Raw genomic sequence first — 20827 nt, 5'->3', positions numbered from 1 at the left:
GAATGGCCTTTCAACTTTTACTAAACCTTATAATTGCGTTTACCTGGATGTTTCTTTACAGTGCTTGGGATTTACCATCCTTTATTATCGGTTTTTTAGTTGGGATGCTAATTCTCATTATTGTGAGACGGTTCTTTAATGGACCTTTATATATCACTAAGATATATGCAGTAATTAAATTAATATTATTATTTTTAAAAGAACTTGTACTCTCTAACATTACGGTTATCAAACAAGTTCTACAGCCTAAATTAGCAATTAAACCAGGTATCTTTGCTCTGCACACGGACTTAGAATCCGACTGGGAAATCACTTTGCTCTCTTCATTAATAACATTAACACCTGGAACACTAGTGGTAGATGTATCAAACGATCAACGTACGTTATACATTCACGCAATGAATATCGACGACATCGAAGATTCTATCTCTTCTATTAAGAACACGTTTGAGAAAGCTATTATGGAGGTGAGCCGATAACCTATGCTTACAACAGTGCTTATTATAGCCATGTCCCTTTTATCGTTATCATTATCGGGGAGTATTTATCGCATAATCAAAGGCCCATCACCAGCTGATCGTGTCATTGCGCTTGATACAGTTGGGATTACAATGATTGCTTTAGTAGCTGTACTTTCTATCTTATTAAGAACTTCGGCCTTTCTAGAAGTAATTCTACTTATAGGGATTCTAGCTTTTATCGGAACGGTTGCCTTTGCCAAGTTTATTGAAAGGGGTGTTGTTCTTGAGCGAAAACGAAATCACTAATGTCATTGTCGCAATTCTCGTTCTTGCAGGGACCTTTCTAAGCTTAGTGACAACGGTTGGTCTTTTACGACTCCCTGATATTTACTCAAGGTCACATGCGGCTTCTAAAAGTGCTACTCTCGGAGTCATGCTTATTTTACTCGCTGCATTGATTTTCTTTTATCAAGATTATGGACTTGACGCTCGCTTAATTCTTGGTATTATTTTTGTCTTAATTACATCTCCTGTGGCCGGTCACTTAATAAGTCGAGCTGCGTACTATTCAGGGGTCCCCCTTTGGGAACAGAGTGTCCAGGATGATTTAAAAGAAGTTGTGGAAGAAAAGAAACGTTCAGCTTCTAACGCCAAGCAGTAGACGACTAAGCTCCCCTTTAACTGGGGGAGCTTTTTTAAAAATCATTTAAATGACTTCAAGAATTAGTTTCGGCTTCTCATACTTCTTCAGATACCAAGTCGACAATATGAACAAACAACCGTTTTTATAAACATTCCTTTGCGCTCGATCCCCTCTTCATTTCCAACAAATAACCTGGGATTGCCGTTATAAATGACCATATCACTCCTAAAAGGCGCACAGGTTCATAAACTCTACATCCTAAGCATAAATGTTCACTATCTCTCGAAGTCTGCGTCAGGAGCCTTCTTGCCGCCCACAATCGCCTTCATTCATGCAATACGTCCCCTTGGATAAGTGCCTTCCTTTATCTCAACTTAAAATCAAGCCAACTTAAAGCCTTTATTATTTTTGATACCTAAAGTAACTATCCCTTTGTGCTACAGGCCGAATAACCTCAACTTCGCCCCATTGTTGCTATTTTTTGCCCCATTTTAACGTCAGTTTGGTCTTTGATCGTTACATCTGTAACTAAGCCTTCCTCACAAAGTAAGACAACAGTTGATCCGAATGAGAAAAAGCCCACTTCTTCTCCTTTACGAAGCCGGTTATCCTGATGCGTAACTTCTATTGTATTAATATTCATTGCACCAACCTTTACTACGGCCATGTATTTATCAAGCACCTTCATTTCTGTAATTAATCGATAGTTTCTCGACAATGGTTTTTTTCCATAGCGAAGCCCTAGATCATTCACAGGATAAGATCGACCGCCAAGAACCCATTGTTTCTTAATAGTTCCATCAACTGGACTGTGAATTCTGTGATAATGACTCGGACTTAAGTATAAGATAAAATAGTAACCATTAAGATAAGGTTTGCTTGCTTCTTTTGAACCAAGCATCTCTTCAATGTTATAAGTTTGTCCTTTTACATGAAAATATGTCTCTTCCTCCAATCTGCCAAAATGAGCAATCACCCCATCTACAGGACTTACAAGTGCACTTTTTTGTGCTTCAATAGGACGTACTCCCTTTTTTAATTCTCTCGTAAATAGATCATGCAAATGATTGTATTGATTAAGCGATCTATCCATTTCTGACTCATTTAGTTTGAACGTATTAGAAAATGGTTTAATAAATGGTTTGCTTATCTTTGACCTCGAAAAATTCCGAATCAATGTTGAAGACAAGCGGTGATTCGTTAGTTCTATGAATGATCTAAAGAGTACCTTTTTCAATTCTAAAATCCTCCTTTTTAAAAATTAGCAGCTCTCTACAAAACGTGCCACCTAGTCGTTTAATCGAACCTATGGTATGATTATTAATTAAGATCATATGATTAATTTAATTGTTAATGTTATACAAATCATGCAAGGAGTTGATGTCTTGTTCCTTTTACATCAATTGGATCATACCGTCAAAAAGCTAAAAGGGCAAATTGCAAATGCTCTAACGGTTGTAAATTTAGGATTAGGTGCTTTTGCAATTATGTTTATTATACAAGATGAATTACGTTTAGGTCTTTTATTTATTACGATTGCAGCACTTACAGATCGGTTGGACGGTGCTGCTGCAAGACGATTTAATAGTACATCAGAATTTGGAAAGCAATTAGATTCATTAAGTGACATCATATCCTTCGGTGTAGCTCCAGCATTTTTAATTTATCAAGCTGTTTTATTTACGTTTGGTTTACCTGGAATGTTCCTTACTATATTCTTCATTGCATGCGGAGCTATTCGTTTAGCACGGTTTAACATCACAGAGAATACAGGTTTCTTTGTTGGACTCCCCATTACGGCTGCTGGGTGTGTGTTAACGTTTCACTTATTACTCGTTCCCTATATTGCAGGACCCTACTTTTTATTTGCTACATTAATTTTTGGGGTTTGCATGATTAGTACGTTTAAAGTCAGAAAGATGTAAGTTAATATAGTTAGCATAATCATTCTCTCTTTTGACAAATTACGGTTGTAAATGACAATAATTGACCCTATATTATCTAAAAAAGTGAAAAATATGGGTTTAGATGGTTTATTTTCCGTGGAAAGTCTTGACACCATTAGGGTTTCATTATTAAATGAAGTTGCGGCTTTATTTTTCAGCTTGTCGAATTGGCAAGATTACTCAAAAATGAAGAACTAGCACTTCATCTACGGATGATGTGTTTTTCAAAACAAGGTATGAAAGGGAGTTTTTTTCATGAACAAAACAGATTTAATTAACGCAGTATCTGAGCAAGCAGACCTTTCTAAAAAGGATGCTTCGAAAGCAGTCGACGCTGTATTTGACAGCATTACATCAGCACTAGTTGAAGGTGGAAAAGTTCAACTAGTTGGCTTTGGTAGCTTCGAAGTTCGCGAGCGTTCTGCTCGTAAAGGCCGTAATCCTCAAACTGGACAAGAAATTGAAATTCCAGCTACAAAGAATCCAGCTTTCAAGCCAGGTAAACAACTTAAAGATGCTGTAAACGAATAGTCAGTAAAACGATGAGACAAGCTCTCATCGTTTTTTTATAACATTAAGTTGGAATTTTAACTGACCATACTAAACAAAGTATGTTTATAATAATCATCATAAAAATTTATCCCCTGTCATAAAGTGAAAAGATTAATGATGATGGGGGTGGCTTTATGAACTCATTCTATGAAAATGCTTTATTTGAACATCGCTTTTGGCTTCAAGTATTAGGTGATCATGCAAGGTTTATCCGTGATACTCTATCTCCAACTGAAACTGAATTGGTGAAAAAAGCCGTTCAATTTATCGAGAGATTTGATTCCCTCCTTCATGATAGTCGCCAAAACCTATCTATGGAAGCTATACAGAACCTTACTGAAACAGCCAATGAACAAGCTAAGGAAATTCGATCATTTAAATTAGAAATTATTCGTGAACATTTGGTCGGTGACGTGACAATTGGTCTATCCCCGACATTTCTAAATCATATGGTAAACGAAGTGGAAGAATATCTACGTCTTTTATCTTATCTAATTCAACAGCAGGAGCCCCCTTTATCACATCCCCTTCACCATCACCTCGTCTGGTTATTAGACGCTGCCGGACATGCAGGGGGAATAACAGGGAATTTAGATATAGTGGAAAAACAGCTGCAAAAAAAAAGTGAAGCATTCACGAAAAGATTTGAGCAGTTCTATATTAAAGCTGTAGAGATGGCGGGCTATCTAAGGTCTAATGTACAGCTATTCCCTGCTCTAGAACGTTTTAATGAGAATGTTAAACTAGAGATTGCCTTATTTAAAGTTTTCCTACATGAACTTGAAAAAATGGAAATGAACAATCACCTACTTGGAACATTCGATCGACTCATGGCTGATCATATGGCTAGAGAAGAATGTTATTATTTACTAAAATTAGCACGATCGTCACATCTTGAAGAACCTGACTGTGATCCAACAGCACCTAGATCTAAAGGGTAATAGCTACTTTACTGACAAGATCCTCTTTTCATAGGTTCCTGTCTTGTTGCTGTTATCGCTATTGGTGACCAAGTTCTATCTGAATAATCACTTTCTTCCTTTTAGAAACATTTTGTTTATCGAATATGTTGTTTCTCTGCAAAAATAGGTTGATCCAATTGTCAGAAATCGTTACAATACTTATCATGATTTCGTTTATCTGATAATTGGAGGCTTTATATTTATGTTTACTTTTCTTTTTGCCATTGCCCTACTAATTGTAGGTTATCTCGTTTATTCCAAAGTGGTGGAACGTATTTTCGGAATTAATGATTTAACGCAGACACCAGCTTACACCAGTCACGATGGAATTGACTACACACCAATGCCTTGGTGGAAAGCAAGTTTAATTCAGTTATTAAATATAGCAGGGTTAGGCCCTATTTTTGGGGCGGTTGCTGGGGCTCTATATGGTCCTGTTGCTTTTATTTGGATTGTGATCGGCTGCTTATTTGCTGGAGCAGTGCATGATTACTTCTCTGGTATGCTTTCATTACGTCATAATGGTGCTCAGTTCCCTAGCTTAGTTGGACGTTATTTAGGAAACAACATGAAAATAATAATTAATATTGTTTCCATCGTGTTAATGGTCCTTGTTGCGGCTGCATTCACTGCTGGTCCAGCACAATTAATTGCAAGTCTAACACCGCTTTCGTATACATTTGCTCTTGTCCTTATTTTCACCTATTTCTTAGTTGCAGCTGTTTTACCTATTAACCGTATAATCGGAAAGATTTACCCTCTATTCGGAGCGATTTTAATATTCATGGCTGTATCGATTGGACTTACCTTATTATTTACAGACCGATCGATTCCTAACTTAACCTTAACCAATTTACATCCTGGTGAATTACCAATTTGGCCTCTTTTGATGGTTACGATTTCCTGTGGGGCCATTTCAGGTTTTCATAGTACACAAAGTCCAATACTAGCACGCACAATTAAACATGAGTCTGACGGACGAAAAGTGTTTTACGGTGCTATGGTTGCTGAAGGAATCATCGCTCTTATTTGGGCTGCTGCTGGTATGACCTTTTTTGGAGGTACTGGCGGACTTCAAGAGGCCCTTGCTGCAGGTGGTCCTGGAGGTGTCGTCAATGAGATATCCACGACATTACTTGGCACTCTCGGGGGAATTCTTGCTGTTTTAGGAGTCATCATTTTACCGATAACAACCGGTGATACAGCACTACGCTCATCGCGAATGATGGTAACTGAAGTAATTGAAAAGTTCTTTAAAGTACGTGGTTTAAGAGGCATTTTATTAGCAACCATTCCTGTTACTATTCCAACCTTTTATCTTGCTACTATCGATTATACATTTCTTTGGAGGTATGTTGGTGGAACCAATCAACTAGTCGCTACCATTATGCTTTGGACTGGGGCAATCTATTTGCTTGAATCACGAAAATTCCACTGGATTTGCGGCGTCCCCGCTCTTTTTATGACAGCTGTTGTGTCTACTTATTTTCTTTATGCTCCTGAGGGTTTTTCCTTATCTTATGAACTCTCATTGACAATAGGAGGAATGATCACGCTAGTTGTTGCCCTTTGGTATATAAACAAAATACGTAAGAGCAACAAACAATCTTTAATAGCTAAACCTGAACAAGCTGCTTAATACATTTAAAAAGGCTAGCATTGAGTGTTACTCAATGCTAGCCTTTTCAATATTTGTAGAGATTTAATGACCGATTAGAAAATTTCTTTTTAAACGTTTAATTATATGACATACAAGGAATTACTAGATCTATAGTCAAATAACAGAGGAGTGATGATAAATGAATTATAATGAAATAGAATCCAAACAAGCTAATGGTCAACCTGCGCAAACTCAAAACCATCAGCCTGGTATAGAAAGCAATATGAAGCCATCACCTGTTTATGATGACCCTAACTATAAAGGAAGCGGAAAATTAAAGAACAAAGTAGCTCTCATAACAGGGGGCGACAGCGGCATTGGCAGAGCTATTGCGATTGCTTTTGCTAAAGAAGGAGCTAAACTTTCCATCATCTATCTTGAAGAGCATGACGATGCCCATAAAACGAAAGCAGAAATTGAGAAGTATGGTGGAGATTGTTTATTAATTGCTGGTGATATTGGCGAAGAATCCATTTGTCAACAAGCAATAAAGCAAACAATTGAAAACTACGGACAACTAGATTGTTTGATCAACAATGCAGGTGAACAACATTATCAAGAAAACATTGAAGATATTAGTACTGCACAACTTGAACGTACGTTTAAAACCAATATCTTTTCATGCTTTCACTTCATTAAAGCAGCTATGCCCCATTTAAAGAAAGGTAGCACCATTATTAATACGGCATCAATTGTTGCTTATAAAGGAAATCCTGTTTTAATCGATTACGCATCAACAAAAGGTGCAATAGTTGCTCTTACTCGGTCACTTTCCGAGAGTTTAGTATCTAAGGGAATCCGAGTCAACGCCGTTGCTCCAGGCCCTATTTGGACGCCATTAATACCTGCTTCATTCCCTGCAGATCAAGTCGCCTCATTTGGGACAACCAGTCCAATGGGAAGACCGGGACAACCAGCAGAATTAGCACCAAGTTACGTTTATCTTGCTTCCGAGGATTCCTCCTATGTTTCTGGACAAATTATTCATGTCAACGGGGGATCGATTGTAAATGGATAAAAGCAGCAGGCTGATTTAACTAGGTTATAAACAACCTTTTGAATCAGCTTTTTTTGTCAAAAATAAAGGGATAACAGCAATACTTGTCTAATAGAGTAGTAATACCTTCTTTTAAGAAAGTAGTGACGAAGAATGCTGTTGGAAACAAATTCAAACCTCAATTTTGAAGAATTATACGAATACCTGGAACAACATAAATCATGCTTCTTTCAAGAATGGACAGACCAAGTCTTACTAGACCCACATGACATCTTTAAAGATAACATCAAAGACAATGGTCTTATGATGTATAAACTTGTGAGAAATACTCTACTTGGACAGATAGACAAGACTCAGTTAAAAGAATTAGCTATCAAAGTGGCTCATGAGCGCTTTGAAGCAAACAGTAATATTGGTGACTTTGTTTTTAATGTGAACCTGGGGAGAAGCATTCTCGTCAAATTCATTCTTAATGCAGGCCTTGAAAATGAGAAACTACAGATGTCAGTCACTTTAGTTAACCAACAGTTTGACCAGTTCTGTTACCATACGGTGACAAAATACACAGAGATTAAAAATCAAGAATTACAACAGAGTAAGCATTTTATCAGTCAATCGCATAAGGATAAACTGGCCATACTTGGTCAAATGTCTTCAAGTTTCGTTCATGAATTTAGAAATCCACTAACCTCCATTATTGGATTCAACAAATTACTTCGCAGTGAATACCCAAACTTAAAATACTTAGACATAATCGAACTCGAACTTGACCAATTAAAATTTCGAATCACACAGTTCCTTCACACATCGAAAATGGACATTGTTGGTGACTCCAAGAAAAAGGTAGAATTAAAAACATTACTAGAAGACATTTTAAATTTTTTGTACCCTAGCTTTGTTGATGTCGATGTCAATGTTACATTGATGATGAAAGAGGATTTAAAGATCGAAGTATATCAAGATGAATTGAAACAAGTTTTTGTCAATTTACTGATGAATTCGATTGATGCCATACAACAAAAAGAAAAACCTAGAGAAATTAAAATTACCGTTGAGTACAAGCTTGATGAAGATGTTATGATTCAGATTTCCAACAACGGACCAGCGATTCCTCTCGAAGTTCGAGAAACGATATTTGAACCTTTCTTTACAACAAAAGACCTCGGCACTGGTATCGGACTGTATGTTTGTAAAAACATCATCGAAAAACATAATGGCACGATGAACTGTCTTTCTGATCAGGATGAAACGGTATTTGAGATTCGGTTACCACTGTAGACTCGAACCAAATAGCTGTCTTACAATCAAAGGAATTCATGATGAATTCCTTTGATTTTCTAATAAGTCCGTTACCTTTCGCTTCTTTCTTCATCTTCTATTCCTCGTCTACATAATCCCTTTCCACCACTAGATGTTATCTGTAACAGTGCAACTTATTAATCGATTTTTGAAAAGACACGCCTGCAGACAGAGAACACTCAAAAAGCTAATATCGCTCTTAAAAGATCCATTAGGAAACGGCAATGCCGTCGCATATTGCTCTCTTCTCTAAGCTATGAAGACACACAAATAGAGGAAACTCCCTTATCTAGCGTTACCTTCTAACCCTATACTGAGAACCTTTATCGCCTACCTAATGTATTATTTATTCCAATGTCAAAAAACAATCTCGAAGCAATGAGCGAAGCCACTGCAAAGTTTTAAGTCGATCCGAGTGGTTTTCTCGGATCGACGCGCAGTGAGTGAAGCCATTGCAACTCCGCATTAGGAGCTAAAGGTTCAAAAAGGGCGGTCTTCCCTTTTTGAATAAGCTCTAGAAGAGAAACCTCCTAGTTCATTAGTTAACCTTTTCCCTGACTATGCTTATAAAATTCATGAAACAGTTTCATCAAGGCGCGTTTCTCAATTCGTGACACATAGCTACGAGAAATTCCTAATTCTTTTGCTATCTCTCTTTGAGTTCGTTCTTCCTCTAGATTCAATCCAAAGCGACCGATAATTACCTCTTTCTCACGGTCATCTAAAACATGAATAAACTTATAAATCTGTGTTTTTTCCATATTCGTTTGGATCACATCGACAATATCTTCCCCTTCTTCTTGTAAGACATCGATAAGGGTAATCTCATTTCCCTCCTTATCTGTACCAATTGGATCATGGAGAGAAACATCTTTCTTGACCTTTTTCAATGCCCTTAAGTGCATGAGGATTTCATTCTCAATACAACGAGCGGCATAGGTTGCTAGCTTTGTCCCTTTTCCATCAGAATAACTCTCTATTGCCTTGATTAAACCAATCGTACCAATCGAGATTAAATCTTCTGTGTCTTCTCGGGTATTCTCAAATTTTTTGACAATGTGAGCAACAAGCCTTAGGTTATGTTCAATTAGAAGGTCCCGTGCTTCTGCATCGCCTTCCTGCATAAGTTTTAAGTATTTACGTTCTTCGTCTTTTTTTAGTGGCTGTGGGAAGGCGTTGTTCTTGACATAGGATACAAAGACGATCACTTCTTTAAATAAATACGATATCGCTACAATTATGGCTGACACGAAATCACCCCCAAATTATCGTTACTTCATCCCTATGTCAAAATGGGCTTGCTCGTGTCTGTACAACAAAAAATAAAGTAGAAATTTTTTGTTGTACAATAGGAAGTGTGTTCACGCAGTGGATTCAATTGAAATTATAAATGGATAGAGGTGATTGAGTCGTTGAAAATACACTGCCATTAACTAAGAGAGTTTAGCATGGAATCAATTAATTTGCTGCAAAAACCATTCTTCAGCATGGCATCTGGTTAGATGTCCAAAGAAGATTAACGGATTTTGGTCCTGGTTTTCATGTTACATTTTGCAGAGAGTAAGCAAGGAATTGGGAGCTTGCGAAAGCAGAACAACCACAAGCATATAAAACCTTGATTGAACGTTTAAACATTAGCTTTGACGACTATATCAAACACCCTAATACAAGAAAAGCAGCTTACTTGTTTTACGATCTCGATCTATATTAAAACAGTTGAATAGAAAGAGCTATCCACTTCCTCAACACCCTTGCTGGCCTTTTCACAAAAAGGAATGAGAGGAATTTGTGAAGAATTGTCGTGGGGGAAAAACATCGATATGATTATGTATATGACCAATAGGAAAAAAACATAAGAACATTCCATTACAGATTCTCTTATCGAATCATTTAACTTTGACTTTTTGATGCAACTATCGATACTAATCTTTGTTTCGTTTCCTCCGTTAATCAATGCATCCGCCTATTTTTCAGTACGTATCATCGCGATTTCATGACATCACCGAGATTATTGTATTCATTTGAAAATTGGTTTGTTAAGTTATTATAAATAATCGTTAAAGAAATCAAAATCAAACCAGTTATATGTTGAAATTGGGTTGAATTTATGTTTGAGTTCGAAGTTAATTTGACAGTAGCCCAAGTTAAAAATTAACCATTAATAAACTTTTTTAGGTACTTACTTGCATAAGCGATTTTTCAGATTTAATTAGGCACTTGCATAGGATTGTACAATCAAAAATAAGACGTTATCCTTTTATCGATAGCGTCTTTCCCCAAAGTTATATTTCACCTATTATCTTAGCAACTTGAGGTTGATCTCAACCAGGAATTAACCGGTAAACTTAGCTGCTCTATTTTTGATTTAATCGTTCAATCACTTTTGCTAATAATAATGTTCGTTCCTTTAAAGATGAAATTTCTAAATACTCCTTATCACTATGTGCATTACCACCGATAGGCCCGAGTCCATCAATGGTTGGTATCCCCATAGCTGAAGTAAAAGAAGCATCAGAACCTCCACCTGTTTTTGTATCTTTAATTTCAATTCCAAGATCTGCTCCAACATTTTTCACAATATTAAAGAGAGCCTCAATCTTTTTGTCTTTTAACATAGGGGGGCGTCTCATATCACCAGTTAATTCAATTTCCGTACCATTAACATCCGCTGACGCGCAGACTTCTTCAATTTTATGTTCAACTTCTTCAGCTTGTTCCAAAGTAGAAACTCGAACATCTAAATGACCGATTGCCATAGCTGAAATGGTATTAACCGCATCTCCACCTTCAATTATTCCTACATTGACGGAAATACCGTGCTCGTGATCATTTAATTCATGTAATTTAACAATCTTGTGGGCAAGTTCTTCAATCGCACTTCTTCCTTTTTCTGGTTCAATCCCAGAATGCGCAGCTTTTCCATGGACTTCGATCGTAAAACGCCCACTTCCTCGTCTTTCTGTAACAAGAGAACCATCCCGTCTCGCCGGTTCCATAATAAGTGCAAAAGACTTTCCTTTGACCTCAGTTTCTATGATCTCTCTAGATGTGACTGAACCTATCTCTTCATCACTATTTAAGATGACTTGTACATTCTGATACGCCTTTGAACCGAATTCCTTTAAATAGCGAAGAGCATAAATAACAGATACTAGGCTAGCCTTCATATCAATAACCCCAGGTCCATAAGCTCGTCCTTCTGCAATTGTAAAGGGACGTAAAGCTACTGTTCCTTTTTCAAATACCGTATCCATATGTGCAACAATTAAAATAGAGGCTACCTTTTTCTTTGGATGAGTGACTATTAAATGGTCACCGACTTCTTCTTGCTTCACCCTCTTGATCTCAAAACCTAGCTCTTGAAATAAAGGAACGAGTTTTTGACCAACTTGGTCAACTCCTTCTTTATTATGTGAACCACTATCTATATTTACGAGTGTCTCTAATAAGTCGAGCATACTTTTTTCGTTTAAAAATGCATCCATCTTGCCCTTCCCCTTACCCTTCTACCATTGTATCTATTATAATTGTCGTGTATTTCGACACTTTTTGCAAGCCTGATTCTTATAGTACCAATATATGCATCTTGTGAGGATACAAACACCATATTCTTACACGCTACAATTTTAAAAAAAGATGAGCGATTCATCAATTGAATCGCTCGCAATGGGGGAGAGTAGAGAGAACATTTTTGGAAGCTAGGTCAATGACCTTTCCTGTAATTAATGTACCGTACTATCTCTTCCATTACAGCATCTTTGTAACATATTCTTACAGAGAACTTAGAATTTGTTAATCCATCTTCCATTGAAGAAAAATAGTGAGTCACAATCTCCCTTTCAACCTTATGCTATACTTAAAAACAAGGCTTACATTTTTATTAGTAGCATCATGGAGTTTCCGTACAAGTGGTTTTTTGCTTATTTAGAAATTAAAGGAATGGATGTAAAAAGGCTAGAGATTTTATGGCTAAGCTATACTCTTTTCTTGAGTTTCATCGCAAAAATCCTCAAGAATCAAAAAGTATTAACAGTTATTCACCCTACATGTTCTTAATGAAGGAGATGATAAGATGTACGATCTTTCTTATGTTCAAAAACAACTAATAAATAGAAAACCAGGAATTTTAGGTAGTTCAGACTCCATGAAATCAGCTGTGATCCTTCCACTTGTTTATGTAAATCAAGAACTTTCCATTCTTTTTGAAGTCCGTTCCAAAACACTTACCAAACAGCCAGGAGAAATATGTTTTCCAGGAGGTAAAATAGATCCAAGTGATTTAAACCCTCAAGCTGCTGCTGTTCGAGAACTAAGTGAAGAAATTGGAATAGCTGAAAGTGAGGTTGAAATTGTTGCACCTCTTGATATTTTAGTCACACCTTTTCGAGGTATTATCTACCCATTTGTTGGAATCTTTAATAATTTAAAGGATATCAGGATCAACGCATTTGAGGTCGACCATATTTTCACCGTGCCGCTTTCCTTTTTTGAAAATTATCAACCACTGAAACACACGATGCGAATGAAATTTGAACCAAATGAAGGTTTTCCGTTAGAGAAAATTGCAAATAAGCGATCTTACACCAATCGCTATAGTGATTTCCCTGAATCTTTTTATTACTATGAAAATTATGTGATATGGGGGTTGACAGCACGAATTCTCACTCATTTCATAGAAATCATCAAACGTTAATTCAACAAAGAGGCTAACGTTAAACAAGGATCCATTCACCCCTAAAAGTTAGCCTCTATCTCTATATTATTCTTTCTCTTGATATAATTCATTTTGAGCTCTCATCGCTAATAGATGACAGACAACGGCAACAGTTAATGTGACAAAAATACCACCAATAAATAATTCCGGCATCTTTAAGGTTGAACTTTCTGATGGAATAACTAATCCGATAAACAGAAAGATACTTAAAGACAATAAAATGAACCCATACTGCTTATAATCAGCTACTTTCGCTTCAAGTTGTTTAATCTTTTTTTCTTCCATTTATCTTCCTCCTACTCTTCTATCATTCTATCACCTTTCTTAGATTAATAGACGATGTAAAAATCGCTAAGTGAGGAAGAGTCATCCAACTAGACTTACACCTCCTTCCATATAGACGCATAATAAGTTATCATAGTACTGAGTTTACAACTACAGTTATTGGAGGAAATACATAAAATGAAAAGCATTGTACGTGATTTGAGTCTTGCCAAAAATGGACACTTAAAAATTGATTGGGTTAAAGAGCATATGCCTGTTTTAAACCGAATTCGTGAAGAATTTGAAGTCACTCAACCATTCAAAGGATTAAAAGTCGCCATTTGTCTTCATCTAGAAGCAAAAACTGCCTATTTAGCGAAAGTCGTTCAAGCAGCTGGTGCGGATGTATATATCGCAGGAAGTAATCCACTTTCTACTCAAGACGATGTATGTGCAGCATTAGTCGAGGACGGTATTACCGTTTTTGCTAAACACAAACCAGACCCAGAAGAGTTCAAACAACACCTTATTATGGCTCTAGAAGTTGAGCCAGACCTAATCATTGATGATGGTGGTGATTTCGTCACCTTACTGCATGCAGAACGCCCTGACTTAATGAAGAATATACGTGGGGGCTGTGAAGAAACCACTACAGGAGTAATTCGCGATAAAGCGCTTGAGAAATCAGGTAGCCTTCCGTTTCCAATGATTGCCGTTAATGATGGGTATTGTAAACATTTATTCGATAACCGTTATGGAACAGGTCAATCTGTTTGGGACAGCATTAATCGTACAACCAATTTAGTCGTAGCAGGTAAAACCGTTGTCGTAGTCGGTTATGGTTGGTGTGGACGTGGTGTAGCGCTTCGAGCCAAGGGACTCGGGGCAAAGGTCATTGTTACTGAAGTCGATAGCATTAAAGCAATTGAGGCGTATATGGATGGATTTGAAGTTATGCCTCTTACTGAAGCTGCGAAGACAGGAGATTACTTTATTGCCGTAACGGGGAATCAATATGTGATTCGTCGTGAACATATGGAAAATATGAAAGATGGAGCGATCCTTGCAAATGCAGGACATTTTGATGTTGAAGTGAACAAACATGATCTTGCTGCATTATCTACATCCAAGCGAGAAGTTCGTGCCAACATCGAAGAATATCTTTTAGAAGATGGTCGTAAGTTATATTTATTAGCGGAAGGTCGTTTAGTAAATCTTGGTGCAGGAGATGGTCACCCTGCTGAAATTATGGACATGACATTTGCTTTACAAGCTGTTTCACTTGCTTACGTCAACGAACAATATAAAGAAATAGGAAATCGAATTATCACGGTTCCTTATGAGCTAGATCAAAAAGTAGCTCGTTTAAAATTAGAAGCTCTAGGAGTAGGAATTGATGCATTAACAGATGAGCAAAAGGTATACTTAGAAAGCTGGAAAATTGATTAAAAACAGCATTTGATTGCTTATCTAGTTAGTTCAAAAAGGTTAGATTAACCTTTTTGAACTTTTTTGTTTTGTGTGAGAAAGTTCAAAAAGGTGAAAACCAACCTTTTTATCTTATTGAATTCTCACTTTACATGATGGCAATGGCTTCTCTCGCTGCGCGCCTGTTATAAGAAGAGCACTCATAACAAGCTTAATATCTTGCAGCGGCTCCGCTCATTGCTTCGAGAAAGTTCAAAAAGGTAAAAACCAACCTTTTCAAACTTTCTCTAAAATTCTTGGCTTAGGCGATTTACTTCGAAAATAACCTTTTCTTCATCAATGGTTATACACTCACCATTTTTCACAACTTGTTTCCCTTGGACATAGACATCCTTTACATCTCTACCACTTCCAGAATAGACGAGGTGTGAGATTGGATTATGAACAGGTTGGTAAAATGCTTGCTTGGTATTTATAACGATTAAATCAGCTTGCTTCCCCACTTCTAAACTTCCTATTTGATCATCTAGCCAAATTGCTTCTGCTCCGTGGATCGTGGCCATTTGTAATGCTTTATCCGCCGGGATTAACGTCGCATCGTTATGAACACCTTTATAGAGAAGGGCCACTTGCTTTAACTCTTCAAAAAGGTCTAAGTTATTATTAGAAGCAGAACTATCAGTTCCTAATGAAACAGTAATCCCCTTTTTAAGCATTTCTGGTACTGATGCAATTCCGCTTGCAAGTTTCAGATTACTAATAATGTTATTCGAAACTTTCACATCGTACTTTGCTAATATATCCATTTCCCAATCTTCCACATGGACTGCATGCGCGACCAACGTTGGTTGGTGGAACATACCTAGTTTTTCTAAATGCTTAACAGGACGCTCCCCATATTCTCTTTCATTTAGCTCAACTTCAGATTGCGTTTCTGACATATGTATATGAAGAGGAGAATTTAACTCAACGGCTTTTGAAACGATTTTTTCAATAAAATCAGGTCCGCACGTATAAGGAGAGTGTGGCGACATCATCGTTGTGATCCGACCATTTGCTTGATTATTCCAGTTTTGCACAAAATTTGATGCTTCTTCTAATTTAGATTGACGTAACTCATCTGAACCAAAGCCGATCATTCCTCGACATAATCTAGCTCTTACTCCTGCAGCATCAACAGCCATTGCCACTTCATCCATATTATCGTACATATCCACAAATGTTGTCGTTCCCGTACGTAACATTTCAATAATCGATAAATACGTGCCCCATTTGGCATGATCCCTTGTATAAGTCGCCTCAATCGGCCACATTTTCTCTTCGAGCCATTGCTGTAATGGAAGATCGTCTGCATAGCCTCTTAATAGTGACATAGATGCATGTCCATGTGTATTAACTAAACCAGGTAAGACATAATCACCATCTACATCAATAACCTCATCATATCTTGATAAATCATTAGGGGTTTCACCTACAAACGTAATCTGACCATCTTCAAAAGCAATAGCACCCTTTTTAATTAAAGTGTTTTGGGCATCCATTGTAATGATTGTTCCATTAATAATAATCTTTTTTGACATGTGCAAACTCCTTCTTTTCTGGTAGAAGGCTGCCATAATGGCAACCTTTATCTATATGGATTTGTTGACAATTGATTTTTCTCTACTGGCTTCCATCCTTGACCATCTATCCACTCAATATACACTTCATAAGGTTGACCTGGATTATCTGGACCGCTTACTACACCTCTTGCGCGTGTAGGCGAACCACCATTTTCGATACGCCACACGGTCATATTATGATCAAGACCAGTTGCATAACGTATGGCCTTTTCCATTTCCGACCAGTTTGTACTTCCACTTGAGAAGTTAGGAGTGAAATCCGTTTGCTCAGTCCCTATTGGTTCCCATTCGCCGTCAGGTACTGATTCAAGTTCCTTTTCTTCTGTTTCTTCCTCTTCTATGGGCTCCTCCTCAGTTTCTTCCGAGTTGCTTTCTTCTTTGTCAGCTTCATCTGAACTCTCCTGCATCTCTTCAGCAGTGTCAACTGACTCCTGTTCTTCTTCCACAACTACCTCATCAGACGTTACTTCCTCAGTAGATGGTGAACCAAAGAATATTTGATAAGCAAAAAATAAAATAAGAATGGTCACAATACTAATCGCTACATTTAACATACGGTTCATTCGTTTTTTCTTTCGTTGTTCATAACGAAATCCTTGCATATCTCCACTTCCTTTTATCACTCTCTTTTTCGTCATTATACAAGATCTTCTCTAATTTCGCGAGATTCAATCGAACTAAATTCTTTAATATGCAAACTAAAGAAGCTACTCAGACTGAGCAGCTTCTTTTCTAAAATTAACGAATATCAACAATTTTGATTTCCATTTCCCCACCAGGTGTATTGACCGTTACCTTGTCATTGATAGCGCGTCCAAGTAAGCTTTGAGCCATTGGAGAATCGTTTGAAATTTTACCTTCTGCTGGATCCGATTCTGCACTTCCTACAATCGTATACTCTTCTTCATCACCATCAGGTAGCTCTATGAATTTAACTGTTTTCCCTAAAGAAACCACATTGGCTGCGCCTTCTTCTTCTTCGATCATGACTGCATTTCGAATCATTTTTTCGAGTTGCGCAATTCGACCTTCAACAAAAGCTTGTTCTTCTTTCGCTGAGTCGTATTCAGAGTTCTCTGAAAGATCTCCAAAACTGCGAGCAATCTTTATACGTTCAACGACCTCTTTACGTCGTTCCGTCTTTAGATATTCGACTTCCTCTTCTAATTTGCGCTTTCCATCCATCGTCATATAATGCTTCTTCTCTTCTGCCATGTCTTTCACTCCTCATTCTGCTACTATAAGTGCGGGTATAAAAAGATAGGGCAATGGCCACTCTCATTGCCGTGAAGTTGTTCAAACTTGAATAACTTCTTTAAAAAATAGATAAAATGATTAAAGCCGTATGTAGATGAAAAACTCGGATTTCCGAGTTTTTGTATCTAACTTAGAAGGTCTTTGCAAGACCTTCTTCTTATGCTATTACAAAATCGCTTTCTCTTCAATAATTGTACGAATTTTTGTCACCATTAGATCAATAGCGACACGATTCTGTCCACCTTCTAGAATAATCACATCTGCATAACGTTTCGTTGGTTCAATAAACTGTAAATGCATCGGTCTTACAACTGATGTATATTGATCAATCACTGATTCAATTGAACGCCCACGTTCTTGTATATCTCTCACTAAACGACGGATGATTCGAATGTCAGCATCTGCGTCAACAAAAAGCTTAATATCCATCATTTCGCGAAGACGCTCATCCTCTAAGATCAATATCCCTTCCAAAATAATGACATCTTTTGGCTTAATGTCAATCACTTCTTTAGAACGAGTATGAGACGCGTAATCATAAATCGGCTTTTCTATTCCTTGATTTAAAGATAACTTCTGCAAATGTTCAAGTAACAAATCATTATCAAATGCTAATGGATGATCGTAATTAGTTTGTAAACGTTCTTCAAAACTAAGGTGGCTTTGATCTTTATAATATGCATCTTGTTCAATTAATACAATAGATTGTTCGTTAAATTGATAAAATATTTCTTTCGCCACTGTTGTTTTACCAGATCCTGTTCCTCCAGCTACACCGATAACAATAGGCTTTTTTGACATTACCTTACCTCTTTACGCATCATGTTTTTCGGGTAAACTGCTTTGTCCACTTTAAAGCGAACGATCTGCAGTGGATGTCTGGCTGCATCTAATTCATTGCCATCCTCATCCCAAATGGTTCCGACCGTCTGAACAAAGTTAGTGATTTCGGGTCCGAAAAACTCAATTTCATCACCAGACTTAAAATGATTACGTTGCTGCAGAGTAACCATTGAAGATTCTTCGTCATAATCAAGTACTAATCCAGCGAAGTCATAATTTGTTCTCTTTGAGTTCTTACCATACATCTGATCTTCAAAAGTTGGTGCTCCCTCAAAAAACTGCGGAGCAAAATCGCGATTTGCGCATTTATCTAATTCATCTAACCATGCTTTGTCAATTTGAAAATCATCCGGATCAGCACAATAGGCATCAATAACTTTTCGATACACGCTTGTCACTGTTGCGATATAGTGGATCGACTTCATTCTTCCCTCAACCTTCAAACTATCAATACCAGCCTCGATCATCTTAGGTATCGCCTGAACTAGGTTTAAATCTTTTGGACTCATCGTATATTGAGCATCGCCTTCATCAAACAGCGCTTTTTCACCAGTGTCATTTGTTTCATATAAGTCATATTCCCAACGACAAGATTGACAGCATCCACCACGGTTTGAGTCTCTAGCAGTCATATGATTACTTAATACACATCGTCCTGAATAAGAAATACACATCGCACCATGAACAAACGCCTCAATCTCGATATCAACGTTTTTCTTCATTTCTAACATTTCTTCAAGACCTACTTCACGTGCTAGAACAACACGGTGCAAACCTTCTTCTTTCCAAAACTTTATCGCAAGCCAGTTGCTTAAAGATTGCTGGGTACTTAGGTGAACCTCTACTTTAGGAGCGACTCGCTTGCACGTTTCAATTATTAAAGGATCAGCTACAATAATTCCAGTAACTCCAACTTCTTGTAATCCTTCTAAATATTCATCTAAGCCGTCCATATTTTCATTATGAGCAAAAATATTAGTCGTCACATAGACTTTAGCACCGTAACTATTCGCAAATTCAACGCCTTCTCTCATTTCTTCAAGAGAAAAGTTATCAGCATTAGAACGGAGTCCAAACTCACGTCCACCAATAAACACGGCATCTGCACCGTAGTGAACTGCAACTTTTAGTTTTTCTAAATTTCCTGCTGGAGCCAGTAATTCAGGCTTTTTCATAATTACTCGTTTTCCTTCTTTTGTACGTTCTGCTATTGTTGTCATACAAGATCCCCCTTTCCTAATAAACCGTTTCTTTAAAGAAAAACCCTGTATCTAACTTACGATTTTCAGGTTGAATCTCTTTTAACTTGTTTAAATATTCTTCTTTACGTTCCTCGTATGTTTCACGATCGTTTGCACATAAATCAATTGCTTCACGATATAGGCCTGTTACTACTTCCATATAATCCGTTGTTTTTAACAATCCGTCAATTTTAAAGCAGTCGATTCCAGCATCGATCATTTCCTCTAATTCATCAATAATACAAATATCATTTGGACTCATAATATGCGTGCCATTCTCATCTTCAAAAATTGGATATTTCGCTTCGCGCTCAGGATCATATAAATGAAGATTGCGATCTTTATCCCTTTTCTCCACTTCTAACTTTTTACCTTGAAACTGCATATAATTTCCAATTAATGTCCGTTTTGATTGGAACATAGAAGTCATTCCGTGAACTTGTACTTCAACTTCAACCTCTGCATTTTCCTTTATTTCAATGATGGAATCCATATTTATTTCACGAGCTAAAACAGCACGTTTTGCGCCTTTATTTCCCCAATAATTTGCTGTAAACCAATTCGTTGCGGTTTGCTCTGTATTCCAGTGTAATTTCAGGCTTGGAGCAACTTCACGCGCTACCATCAACACAGCTGGGTCACCAAAGATAACTCCATCGACTTTAATATCCTTTAAGAATTCAATGTAGTTGGTCAGTTCCCTTACTTTGTCATTATGAAAAATTGCATTCATCGAAACATACACTTTTTTTGCTTGTCCATGTGCGATTTCAATAGCTTGTTTTACATCATCTCTTGAAAATTCACCTGCTAAACGTAGACCGAATTTTTCCTCACCTATTACGATCGCATCGGCACCTGCTTGAAACAATTTTTTTGCGGCAGCGATATCTCTAGGTGTTACTAGTAATTCTGGCTTTTTCCCCATTAAATCACCT

The 20827-nt window shown here is 37.3% G+C and carries 21 protein-coding genes; 11 read left to right on the top strand and 10 right to left on the bottom strand.

Going from position 1 to position 20827, the window contains the following annotated elements:
* Positions 1–2: 2 nt before the first annotated feature.
* Genes LDX58_RS00310 through mnhG form a run of 3 tightly spaced genes read left to right on the top strand, consistent with a single transcriptional unit; the run spans position 3 to position 1122 of the window.
* On the top strand, positions 3–479 hold the full coding sequence (locus LDX58_RS00310) for a Na+/H+ antiporter subunit E (protein WP_227934879.1): 477 nt from the start codon (positions 3–5) through the stop codon (positions 477–479).
* Between the two features lie 3 nt (positions 480–482).
* Entirely contained in the window at positions 483–767 is a 285-nt protein-coding gene (locus LDX58_RS00305) for a Na(+)/H(+) antiporter subunit F1 (protein WP_227934878.1), read from the top strand.
* A complete protein-coding gene (gene mnhG / locus LDX58_RS00300) occupies positions 745–1122 on the top strand; it encodes a monovalent cation/H(+) antiporter subunit G (protein ID WP_227934877.1) in 378 nt (125 codons plus the stop codon). Before LDX58_RS00305 ends, mnhG begins: the two co-directional genes overlap by 23 nt.
* A 436-nt stretch (positions 1123–1558) precedes the next feature.
* Here mnhG and LDX58_RS00295 read toward each other — a convergent pair whose 3' ends face one another.
* Complete coding sequence (locus LDX58_RS00295) at positions 1559–2341, bottom strand: phosphatidylserine decarboxylase (RefSeq protein WP_227934876.1); 783 nt, start codon at positions 2339–2341, stop codon at positions 1559–1561.
* Between the two features lie 148 nt (positions 2342–2489).
* On the opposite strand from LDX58_RS00295, the gene pssA reads away from it, so the two are divergent.
* The 6 genes from pssA to LDX58_RS00265 all read left to right on the top strand — a co-directional run bounded on the left by pssA (position 2490) and on the right by LDX58_RS00265 (position 8499).
* Positions 2490–3029 carry a CDP-diacylglycerol--serine O-phosphatidyltransferase gene (gene pssA, locus LDX58_RS00290; RefSeq protein WP_227934875.1) on the top strand — a complete coding sequence of 180 codons (540 nt, stop codon included), beginning with the start codon at positions 2490–2492 and terminating at the stop codon, positions 3027–3029.
* Positions 3030–3305: 276 nt separating this feature from the next.
* Positions 3306–3581 (top strand): non-specific DNA-binding protein Hbs, encoded by a 276-nt coding sequence (hbs, locus tag LDX58_RS00285; protein ID WP_227934874.1) that lies wholly within the window; start codon positions 3306–3308, stop codon positions 3579–3581.
* A gap of 155 nt (positions 3582–3736) precedes the next feature.
* The gene (locus LDX58_RS00280; RefSeq protein ID WP_227934873.1) at positions 3737–4543 is read left to right on the top strand and encodes a DUF2935 domain-containing protein; all 807 of its coding nucleotides are present in this window, start codon (positions 3737–3739) and stop codon (positions 4541–4543) included.
* A gap of 223 nt (positions 4544–4766) precedes the next feature.
* Positions 4767–6203 (top strand): carbon starvation CstA family protein, encoded by a 1437-nt coding sequence (locus tag LDX58_RS00275; protein ID WP_227934872.1) that lies wholly within the window; start codon positions 4767–4769, stop codon positions 6201–6203.
* A 160-nt stretch (positions 6204–6363) separates the two neighbouring features.
* A complete protein-coding gene (locus tag LDX58_RS00270) occupies positions 6364–7242 on the top strand; it encodes an SDR family oxidoreductase (protein WP_227934871.1) in 879 nt (292 codons plus the stop codon).
* A 132-nt stretch (positions 7243–7374) separates the two neighbouring features.
* Entirely contained in the window at positions 7375–8499 is a 1125-nt protein-coding gene (locus LDX58_RS00265) for a histidine kinase N-terminal domain-containing protein (protein WP_227934870.1), read from the top strand.
* A 563-nt stretch (positions 8500–9062) separates the two neighbouring features.
* On the opposite strand, the gene sigK is transcribed toward LDX58_RS00265, so the two are convergent.
* Together sigK and LDX58_RS00255 are read right to left on the bottom strand one after the other, a co-directional pair.
* A complete protein-coding gene (gene sigK, locus LDX58_RS00260; protein ID WP_227934869.1) occupies positions 9063–9770 on the bottom strand; it encodes an RNA polymerase sporulation sigma factor SigK in 708 nt (235 codons plus the stop codon).
* A gap of 1104 nt (positions 9771–10874) precedes the next feature.
* Entirely contained in the window at positions 10875–12005 is a 1131-nt protein-coding gene (locus tag LDX58_RS00255) for a M20 family metallopeptidase (RefSeq protein WP_227934868.1), read from the bottom strand.
* A 587-nt stretch (positions 12006–12592) separates the two neighbouring features.
* Between LDX58_RS00255 and LDX58_RS00250 the strand changes: the two genes are divergently transcribed.
* A complete protein-coding gene (locus tag LDX58_RS00250; RefSeq protein WP_227934867.1) occupies positions 12593–13213 on the top strand; it encodes an NUDIX hydrolase in 621 nt (206 codons plus the stop codon).
* 66 nt (positions 13214–13279) lie between these two features.
* Here the strand turns inward: LDX58_RS00250 and LDX58_RS00245 are convergent, their stop codons facing one another.
* On the bottom strand, positions 13280–13519 hold the full coding sequence (locus LDX58_RS00245) for a YrhC family protein (protein ID WP_227934866.1): 240 nt from the start codon (positions 13517–13519) through the stop codon (positions 13280–13282).
* A gap of 177 nt (positions 13520–13696) precedes the next feature.
* On the opposite strand from LDX58_RS00245, the gene LDX58_RS00240 reads away from it, so the two are divergent.
* Positions 13697–14947 carry an adenosylhomocysteinase gene (locus LDX58_RS00240; RefSeq protein WP_227934865.1) on the top strand — a complete coding sequence of 417 codons (1251 nt, stop codon included), beginning with the start codon at positions 13697–13699 and terminating at the stop codon, positions 14945–14947.
* A 266-nt stretch (positions 14948–15213) separates the two neighbouring features.
* Here LDX58_RS00240 and LDX58_RS00235 read toward each other — a convergent pair whose 3' ends face one another.
* From LDX58_RS00235 to LDX58_RS00210, 6 genes are all read right to left on the bottom strand, one after another.
* Positions 15214–16506 (bottom strand): amidohydrolase family protein, encoded by a 1293-nt coding sequence (locus LDX58_RS00235; RefSeq protein WP_227934864.1) that lies wholly within the window; start codon positions 16504–16506, stop codon positions 15214–15216.
* 47 nt (positions 16507–16553) lie between these two features.
* Positions 16554–17186: a YrrS family protein gene (locus tag LDX58_RS00230; protein WP_227934863.1), complete on the bottom strand. Its 633-nt coding sequence runs from the start codon at positions 17184–17186 to the stop codon at positions 16554–16556.
* A 100-nt stretch (positions 17187–17286) separates the two neighbouring features.
* Positions 17287–17763 (bottom strand): transcription elongation factor GreA, encoded by a 477-nt coding sequence (gene greA / locus LDX58_RS00225; protein WP_227934862.1) that lies wholly within the window; start codon positions 17761–17763, stop codon positions 17287–17289.
* Between the two features lie 207 nt (positions 17764–17970).
* Positions 17971–18606, bottom strand: coding sequence for a uridine kinase (udk, locus tag LDX58_RS00220; protein ID WP_227934861.1), 636 nt, complete (start codon positions 18604–18606; stop codon positions 17971–17973).
* Entirely contained in the window at positions 18606–19868 is a 1263-nt protein-coding gene (locus LDX58_RS00215; protein ID WP_227934860.1) for a peptidase U32 family protein, read from the bottom strand. Before LDX58_RS00215 ends, udk begins: the two co-directional genes overlap by 1 nt.
* A 16-nt stretch (positions 19869–19884) precedes the next feature.
* Positions 19885–20817, bottom strand: a complete 933-nt coding sequence (locus tag LDX58_RS00210; protein ID WP_227934859.1) for a peptidase U32 family protein — start codon at positions 20815–20817, stop codon at positions 19885–19887.
* Between the last annotated feature and the right edge of the window lie 10 nt (positions 20818–20827).

It is taken from the genome of Alkalihalobacillus deserti (genome assembly GCF_020734105.1).
Taxonomy (GTDB): Bacteria; Bacillota; Bacilli; order Bacillales; family Bacillaceae_D; genus Halalkalibacter; species Halalkalibacter deserti.
The sequence above is the reverse complement of the archived record's forward strand: the minus strand, read 5'-3'. Positions and strand labels throughout refer to the sequence as shown.